Raw genomic sequence first — 8,135 nt, forward strand, 5'->3', positions numbered from 1 at the left:
TCGGGGCATAGCCTGCGCGAAAGCAACGGTGACGATCTGATGTCCGGTACAGAAACCCGCACTTTCCGCAGCATGTTCATATCCGACCTGCATCTCGGATCGAAGGCGGCCAAGGCCGAGTTCCTGATCGATTTCCTGCGGTATCACGACGCCGATATCATCTACCTCGTCGGTGACATCGTCGACGGCTGGCGTCTGCGGCGCAGCTGGCATTGGCCGCAGAGCCACAATGACGTCGTCCAGAAACTGCTTCGCAAGGCGCGCAAGGGCACCTCGATCACCTATATCGCCGGCAATCACGACGAATTCGCGCGCCAGTTCCAAGGCGTGCATTTCGGCGGCATCGTCGTTGCCGACCGCGCCATCCACGAAACCGCCGATGGCAGGCGCCTGCTGGTCATCCACGGCGACCAGTTCGACACCGTCGTCCACAATGCACGCTGGCTGGCCTATCTCGGCGACTACGCCTATGACGCGGCGATGCTGGTCAACCGCGCGGTGACGAGGCTGCGCCACCTGCTTGGGCTTCCCTACTGGTCGTTCTCGTCCTGGGCCAAGGTCAAGGTCAAGAAGGCGGTCAACTTCATCGGCTCGTTCCAGACCGTGCTGACTGAGGAGGCCCGCCGCTCGCATGTCGACGGCGTCATCTGCGGCCACATCCATCACGCCGCGATCGAGACTTATGAGGATGTGCAGTACATCAACACCGGCGACTGGGTGGAGAGCTGCACGGCGGTGGTCGAACATTTCGACGGCAAGATGGAGATCATCCACTGGGCGCTGGTGCTGCCCGAAGCACCGGACGAGCCGTTCATCCCGCTGCTCATCGAAGACAGGGTCGTCGAAGCGGCATAACCCTCCTGTTAATCGACTGGTCCAGGCAGTTTCGGACCGCTTTCGCGCATGTTAAGGGATCGATCTGCGTTGCAGCCCTTTGTGCAGCGTAATTGGATCGATTCATGTCGCTGCCGCCGCTCTCGCCCGAACAACTCGTCAAGCCGCGCCATTTCGAACTGCGCATGAGTCTGATCTTCGCGACATTGTTCGTGTCGCTGGGAACGCATGTGCCTTATTTCCCGCTGTGGCTGCATGCCCAGGGTTTCCACGCCGAGCAGATCGCCATCATCCTGGCGGCGCCGATGTTCCTGCGCGTGGTGACGACGCCGCTGCTGACCGCGCTGGCGGACCGGGCGAAGGACAGGGCCGATGTCTATATCGCGCTGGTGGCCGCGACGATGGTGCTTTCCGCCGGCTATTTCCTCACTCCCACCTATGCGGCGGTGCTTGCCGTATCGCTGGCGCTGACGGTGGTGTGGACGCCGCATTCGCCGATCGCCGATTCGCTCGCGCTGTCGGGCGTGCGCCGTTTCGGCTCGAACTACACCGCGATGCGCAAATGGGGCTCGATATCCTATCTCTGCGCCAACGTCGCAGGCGGCTTTATCCTGGCCTGGACGAGCCCGCAGGCCGTGCCGGTAATCATCTTTGCGGCGCTGTCTGCCGCGCTCGTCGCCGGATTGCTGGCGCCGCGGCTTGGCCGCCCGCGCCGCGCTTCGCCGCTATCTGCCGCCGACATCCAGCATCAGGCGCCGAGCCTTCTCAATCCGTATTTCCTGTATTTCACCCTCGGCGTCGGCATCATCACCGCCAGCCATGCCTTCCTCTACGGCTTTGTCTCAATCTACTGGAAATCGGTCGGCATCAGCGATTCCGTCGTTGGCCTGCTGTGGGCCTGGGGCGTGGTGGCCGAGGTCTGCATGTTCGTGTTTTTCAACCGTATTTTTGCCTCCGTCTCAGTCGTCAAGGTGATGCTGATCGCCGGCGTCGGCTCCATCGTGCGCTGGATCGCCTTTCCGTTGATCTGGCCACTCGGGCTTGGCGTTGCCGGTTTCTTCGGCGTCCAGACCCTGCATTCGGTGTCGGTGGCGATGGTGTTGATCGGCCTGCAGAAGATGATCGGCGAAACGGTTTCGGAAGAACGCACGGGTGCGGCGCAAGGCATTGCCTATTTCTTCAACGGCTTCTTCATGGCGGCGGTGACGCTGGCGTCCGGCCCGCTTTACGAGCGCTACGGCGTCGACGGCTTCCTGGCGATGATCCCGATCGCCATCATCGGCCTGGCGCTGATCGGGCTCGCCGCGCGTTCAGCCCCACAGCATCCTGTCAGGCGGTGACACCAGCGACCCCTGGTAGATGAGCCCGGGCTGGCGGTCGCGGGCAAGCAGCAGCGGGCCGTCGAGGTCGACGAACTCGGCGCCCTGTGCAAGCAACACAGCCGGCGCCATCGCCAGCGACGTGCCGACCATGCAGCCGACCATCACGCCGAATCCCAGCTCCCGGGCGCGGTTGCGGAGGGTAAGGGCGGCGGTCAGACCGCCGGATTTGTCGAGCTTGATGTTGACGGCGTCATAGAGGCCGACAAGCGCTTCGAGGTCCTTCGCCTCGTGGACGCTTTCGTCTGCGCAGATCGGCACCGGATGCGCGATGTGGCGCAGGATGGCATCATGGCCGGCGGGAAGCGGCTGTTCGATCAGGGCTATCCCATGTTCGCCGGCGAAAGCGAGATTCTCGATGATGTTGGCATCGGTCCAGCCTTCATTGGCGTCGAGGATGATGCGGCTGTCGGGCGCCGCTTCGGTCACGGCGCGGATGCGGGCCATGTCGTTGTCGCCGCCAATCTTGACCTTGAGCAGCGGCCGCCCGGCATTGGCGCGGGCTTGCGCCGCCATTGCCTCCGGCTCGCCCAGCGACAGCGTGTAGGCCGTCTCCAGCGCCGACAAGGGCACAGCGTGGATGGCGTCCGCGACCGCAACGCCGCTGATCTTGGCCTCCAGGTCCCACAAGGCGCAATCGATGGCGTTGCGGGCAGCACCCGCCGGCATCGCATCGAGCAGGTCCTTGCGGCTGATGCCGCCTTCCATCTGCCGGCGCATGGCCTCGATGGCGTCGCGCACCCCCTCCATAGTCTCGCCATAGCGCTTGTAGGGGACGCATTCGCCCCATCCGCGATTGTCCCCATCACTGATCGTGCAGGTAATGACTTCGGCTTCGGTCTTCGACCCTCGCGAGATGGTGAAGGTGCCGGCAATGGGAAAACGCTCGGCCTCAACCGAAATGACACGCGCCATAATTTTCTGCTCCGGCTATGCGACAACGCGTCGTCGGCAAATCGACAGGCACGACCCGTCAGGCTAAACAGGACGCCATGTTGACCATCGGCAAACGCGACGCAAGCGGCAACGCCGCCAAGGAGGCCGACCACCAGCCCCGCGTTGCGGTCGGCGAGGAGGGCGGCGTCCTCGGCTGCGCTTTCTCCGGCATCTGGACGACGACGACAGTGGCGCTGATCGACGCCGAGATGCGCAAGATCGAGCAGCGCAAAGGCCTCCAGACGCTCGCTTTGGATCTTTCCCACATCGAGAAGATGGACACCGCCGGCGCCTGGCTGATCGATCGCCTGGTCAGCGTCTTCGAAAAGAAGGGTGTCGAGATCAAGATGCAGGGGCAAAGCGATGTCGCCTCGATCCTGCTCGGCGCCGTTGGCGAAGCTGTCCGGCGCGAGCCCGAATCGCGCGGCGTCCGGCGCCCCAACATCATCCTCCGCGGGCTGGAGGCGGTCGGCCGCCGCATCTATGAAATGCGCGACGATTTCCTCGCCTCGATGAACATCCTCGGCGCCACCATCGGCGGCGCCCAGATGAAGCTCGGGCGCGGCCATGCCATCAATCCGGCGGCGATCTTCAACCAGATCGATCGCATGGGGGTCGGCGCCATCCCCGTGGTGGTGCTGATGTCGGCGATCGTCGGCGCCATCGTCGCCCAGCAGGGCGCCTACCAGCTCAACTATTTCGGCGCCAACATTTTCGTTGTCGATCTGGTCGGCGTGCTGATCCTGCGCGAACTTGGCGTGCTGATGACCGCCATCATGATCGCCGGCCGCTCCGGCAGCGCCATCACTGCCGAGATAGGCTCGATGAAGATGCGCGAGGAGGTCGACGCGCTGAAGGTCATCGGCCTCAACCCGATCGGCGTGCTGGTGTTTCCGCGCCTGGTGGCGCTGGTGATCGCGCTGCCCTGTCTCACCATCGTCGCCAATTTTGCCGCTCTTGGCGGCGGCATCCTAGCCGCCTGGCTTTATTCCGGTATTGCGCCGACGGCCTTCATCGACCGGCTGCGCGGGGCAATCGATATCAGCACCATCTTCGCCGGGCTGATCAAGGCGCCGTTCATGGCCATGATCATCGGCACCATTGCTTCCGTAGAAGGCATGAAGGTCGGCGGCAGCGCCGAATCGCTTGGTCTGCACGTCACCGCCTCGGTTGTGAAATCGATCTTCGTTGTCATCATCCTCGATGGCCTTTTTGCCATCTTCTACGCATCGATCGAGTTCTGACATGATGCGCAGAAACTCAAAGGCGACCAAGGCTGTGCAGGGAATGGAAGAAGACGATATCGTGCTGTCGGTGCGCGATATCACCGTTGCCCTGGACGACAAGCTGATCCTCGACAAACTGGCGCTCGACATCAAGCGCGGCGAAATCCTCGGTTTCGTCGGCGCCTCGGGCGCCGGCAAATCGGTGCTGCTGCGCACGATTCTCGGCCTGCTGCACAAGCAGTCCGGCACGATCAAGCTGTTTGGTCTCGACCTCGAAAAGGCCAGCGACATCGAGCGGTTGCGCATCGATATGCGGCTTGGCGTGCTTTTCCAGCACGGCGCCCTGTTTTCGGCGTTGACCGTGCAGGAAAACGTGCAGGTGCCGATGCGCGAATATCTCGATCTGCCGAAGAAACTGATGGACGAGCTGGCCTTGCTCAAGATCGAACTGGTCGGCCTGCCGCCGGACGCCGCGCAAAAATTTCCCTCGGAGCTTTCGGGCGGCATGATCAAGCGCGCCGCCCTGGCGCGGGCGCTGGCGCTCGACCCCGACATCGTCTTCCTCGACGAGCCGACGTCCGGCCTCGACCCGATCAGCGCGTCCGAATTCGACGAATTGGTGGTGAAGTTGCGCGATACGATGGATCTGACGGTCTATATGGTGACGCACGATCTCGACACGCTGTTTACCGCTTGCGACCGCGTGGCGGTGCTCGGCAACAAGAAAATCCTGGTCGAAGGCACGATCGACGACATGCTGAAAAGCGAAGAACCGTGGGTCAAATCCTATTTCCGCGGAAAACGCGCTCGGCAACTTGATCTTGCCGCGCGCGCATAGACATAAGTGGGGCAATGGAAACCAGAGCCAACTACGTAATTGTCGGCATTTTCACCCTGGCTGCGATCCTGGCGGCGTTCGGGTTCGTCTATTGGACCGCCCAGATCGGTGATCGCGGCGAGACGGCGGAGCTGCGCGTGCGCATTCAGGGTTCGGCCTCCGGCCTCGGCCCCGGCAGTCTGGTGCTGTTCAACGGCGTCAAGGTCGGGGTGGTCAAGCGCGTCTATTTCGACCGCAATGACCCCAATGCCGCCATTGCTACGACCGAGATCGACCAGACAACGCCGCTCACCAAATCGACGCAGGCCGATATCGGCATCGCCAGCCTTGCCGGCCAGGTCAACATCGAATTGAAGGGCGCCGATCCCAAGGAACCGAACCTGCTGGAAGAGGCGGCAAAGGAAGGCAGGACGGCCGAGATCATCGCCAATCCGTCAGCGGTCACCAACCTGCTGCAGACGGCGCAGAACATCTTCACCCGCGCCGACAAGGTGCTTTCCGACCTAGAAGGTTTCACCAGGGATGTGCGCGGGCCGCTGACCCAGACCGTCAAGAACGCCCAGACATTTTCCGATGCGCTGGCCAGGAATGCCGACGGCATCGACAAGTTCCTGACCGCCGTCAGCGCGCTGTCGGATGAGCTGAAGGGTGTTTCCGGCAAGCTCGACGGCACGCTGAAGGCTGCCGAAAGCCTGCTCAATGCCGTCGACAAGGACAAGATCAAGAGCATCGTCGCCAATGTGGACGCCGTCACCGCCAATCTGAAGGAGACCAGCGGACAGCTCGACGGCGTGATCAAGAACGTCGATACCGCGGTCGGCTCGGTCAACGATTTCGCCACGCGCACGCAAGGCACGCTGGCCAAGGTCGACAATGTGCTCGACGGCATCGATCCGGCACAAGTGCGCGTGGCGCTCGCCAACATTCAGAAGGCCAGCGAAAATGCCAACAAGGCCGCCGCCGACATCGCCAAGGTGACCGACAAGTTCGCCGACCGGGCCGACGACATCGACGAGACGATCAAGGACGCCAAACAGCTTGCGTCGCGCCTCAACGATGCCTCGGTGCGCGTCGACGGCATCCTGAAAAGGGTCGATACGCTGCTCGGTTCGGGCCAGGCCGACGGCGTCATGGCCGATGCCAGGGACACGCTGAAGTCGTTCAAGCAGGTCGCCGACACGCTGAACGCCCGGCTTGGCACGATCACCGACAATATTGCGCGCTTCTCCGGCCAGGGCCTGTCGAATGTCGAGGCGCTGGTCCAGGACAGCCGGCGTTCGATCAGCCGCATCGAAGAGGCGGTGACCGATCTCAGCCGCAACCCGCAGCGCATCCTGTCGGGCGGCGACGGCGAGGTCCGGCAGTTCGATGGCAGGGCACGGCGTTGACTTCCGTGCCCGCCCGCAGCAATTACATGGACCGCGGATGCGGATTCATCATACGATCCGGGGACAGTGGGGATCACGCGTGACGTTCGGGTTGGGTGGGTATAGATCGGCAGTCGTTTTGCTTGGCCTGACGCTGGCTGGTTGCGCGGCATTGGGAGGCAAGCCGGCGCCACTCGATACGTTCGAGCTGTCCGCCCCGTCGATCGATGCCCATGGCCACAGCCGCCGCCAGATCCTGATCGCCCAGCCATCCGCGCTCAAGGCGCTGGACAGCCAGAACATCGTCATCAAGCCGTCAGATCGCTCGATCCAGTATCTCAAGGGCGCGCAATGGGCCGACCGGCTGCCGCTGATCGTGCAGGCGAGGCTCGCCGAAACCTTCCAGCGCTCCGGAAGCTTTGCCGGCGTCGGCAAGCCGGGCGAGGGGCTGGCGATCGACTACCAGGTGATCGTCGAGATCCGCTCCTTCGAAGTCCGCGTCAATGGTGGCGAGCATGCCGAGGTCAATCTCTTCGTGCGCATCCTGAACGACCGCAACGGCGAGGTGCGCGCCTCGAAGAGCTTCACCGCATCCGCTCCCGTCTCGGGCAGCGGCAATCCGGCCTATGTCAGCGCGCTCGACAGCGCCTTCGGCGAGGCGGCGAAGGATATCGTGAGCTGGACGGATTCGGTTATCTGAGCCGGTCGAGGCTTCGAACGATCGTTCGTCGCGTTAAGCCAGCACTCGACCGAATATCGCAGGTCCGCGCTGACCCTCATTGCGCTGCCGGGCATTTCTCCCCGTATAGTGACGGGAGAAAGAACGCCATCGCCAATGATTTCGCCAATTGTCACCGTCGCAGTATGGGCGGCGAGGCTGATGCCATCTCCCTTCACCCCGTCGCTATACGGGAGAAGGTGCCGGCAGGCGGATGAGGGGCAGCGCAGACCGACGATTTTGCACAAAGAAAAGGCGGGAACTTCCCGCCTTTTCTGTGTCTGTGGTGTCGCCTCAATCAGTGCAAACGGCCGCTCGCATGGGCCAGCATGGTGTAGACCTTGCCGGTGTCCGACGTCAGGTAGGTCTGCGCCATGATGTTGTCGCGGTCGTTGCGCGAGACGTCCTTGAGCAGCTTCTCGAAATCGTCGCAGTAGCGGTCGACGGCGGCGCGGAACTCCGCCTCGGCCTGATATTTGCGGCGGATTTCGTCAAAGGTCTGCTGGCCCTTGAGTGTGTAGAGGCGGCGCGTGAACACGTCACGCTCGCCGCGCCGGTAGCGGTTCCACAGCTCGATCGAGGCGTCGTGGTCGATCGCCCGGGCAATATCGACCGAGAGCGAGTTGAGCGACTCCATGACATGCAGCGGCGAGCGCTGGGCGGGAGTTGCGCGCGGTGCTTCCGCGGGCGCTGCCGGCCTGGCGACTTCCTCCTCGCGCGATGCCCCGGTCAGGAGATCGCGCACCCAGCCGCCTTGCGGCGTGCGGGCGTTGGCGTCGCGCTGGCGCGGTGCTTCGGCAGGGCGTTCGATATCGAGCGTGCCACGCAGGCCGCCGA

8 protein-coding genes are annotated in these 8,135 nt (G+C 63.3%); 6 read left to right on the forward strand and 2 right to left on the reverse strand.

Annotated elements, in window-relative coordinates:
- The first annotated feature begins 39 nt into the window (after window positions 1–39).
- Window positions 40–855: a UDP-2,3-diacylglucosamine diphosphatase gene (locus X733_RS144160; protein ID WP_023715971.1), complete on the forward strand. Its 816-nt coding sequence runs from the start codon at window positions 40–42 to the stop codon at window positions 853–855.
- 104 nt (window positions 856–959) lie between these two features.
- Window positions 960–2,174, forward strand: coding sequence for an MFS transporter (locus tag X733_RS144155; RefSeq protein ID WP_023715970.1), 1,215 nt, complete (start codon window positions 960–962; stop codon window positions 2,172–2,174).
- Here X733_RS144155 and dgcA read toward each other — a convergent pair.
- Window positions 2,145–3,128 carry an N-acetyl-D-Glu racemase DgcA gene (gene dgcA / locus X733_RS144150; RefSeq protein WP_023819459.1) on the reverse strand — a complete coding sequence of 328 codons (984 nt, stop codon included), beginning with the start codon at window positions 3,126–3,128 and terminating at the stop codon, window positions 2,145–2,147. The two genes, X733_RS144155 and dgcA, sit on opposite strands and share 30 nt — an antisense overlap.
- 77 nt (window positions 3,129–3,205) lie before the next feature.
- Between dgcA and X733_RS144145 the strand changes: the two genes are divergently transcribed.
- From X733_RS144145 to X733_RS144130, 4 genes are read left to right on the forward strand one after another with little or no spacing between them, the layout of a single operon-like run.
- The gene (locus tag X733_RS144145; protein WP_023819460.1) at window positions 3,206–4,393 is read left to right on the forward strand and encodes an ABC transporter permease; all 1,188 of its coding nucleotides are present in this window, start codon (window positions 3,206–3,208) and stop codon (window positions 4,391–4,393) included.
- Window positions 4,394–4,397: 4 nt separating this feature from the next.
- Entirely contained in the window at window positions 4,398–5,213 is an 816-nt protein-coding gene (locus tag X733_RS144140; protein WP_196813757.1) for an ABC transporter ATP-binding protein, read from the forward strand.
- Between the two features lie 14 nt (window positions 5,214–5,227).
- Entirely contained in the window at window positions 5,228–6,601 is a 1,374-nt protein-coding gene (locus tag X733_RS144135) for an MlaD family protein (RefSeq protein WP_023819461.1), read from the forward strand.
- The gene (locus X733_RS144130) at window positions 6,582–7,280 is read left to right on the forward strand and encodes an ABC-type transport auxiliary lipoprotein family protein (RefSeq protein WP_023819462.1); all 699 of its coding nucleotides are present in this window, start codon (window positions 6,582–6,584) and stop codon (window positions 7,278–7,280) included. The genes X733_RS144135 and X733_RS144130 overlap by 20 nt, the downstream gene beginning before the upstream one ends.
- 316 nt (window positions 7,281–7,596) lie before the next feature.
- Here the strand turns inward: X733_RS144130 and X733_RS0135315 are convergent.
- Window positions 7,597–8,135: hypothetical protein (locus X733_RS0135315; RefSeq protein WP_031193718.1), on the reverse strand; the 539-nt coding region annotated here is incomplete at its 5' end.

The organism is Mesorhizobium sp. L2C066B000 (assembly GCF_000502335.1).
GTDB lineage: Bacteria > Pseudomonadota > Alphaproteobacteria > Rhizobiales > Rhizobiaceae > Mesorhizobium.

Excerpts from the sequence above, each read along its gene's own strand:
- X733_RS144160 (WP_023715971.1), top strand. The coding sequence starts at position 40 with ATGTCCGGTACAGAAACCCGCACTTTCCGCAGCATGTTCATATCCGAC.
- X733_RS144155 (WP_023715970.1), top strand. The coding sequence starts at position 960 with ATGTCGCTGCCGCCGCTCTCGCCCGAACAACTCGTCAAGCCGCGCCAT.
- dgcA (WP_023819459.1), bottom strand. The coding sequence starts at position 3,128 with ATGGCGCGTGTCATTTCGGTTGAGGCCGAGCGTTTTCCCATTGCCGGC.
- X733_RS144145 (WP_023819460.1), top strand. The coding sequence starts at position 3,206 with ATGTTGACCATCGGCAAACGCGACGCAAGCGGCAACGCCGCCAAGGAG.
- X733_RS144140 (WP_196813757.1), top strand. The coding sequence starts at position 4,398 with ATGCGCAGAAACTCAAAGGCGACCAAGGCTGTGCAGGGAATGGAAGAA.
- X733_RS144135 (WP_023819461.1), top strand. The coding sequence starts at position 5,228 with ATGGAAACCAGAGCCAACTACGTAATTGTCGGCATTTTCACCCTGGCT.
- X733_RS144130 (WP_023819462.1), top strand. The coding sequence starts at position 6,582 with ATGGCAGGGCACGGCGTTGACTTCCGTGCCCGCCCGCAGCAATTACAT.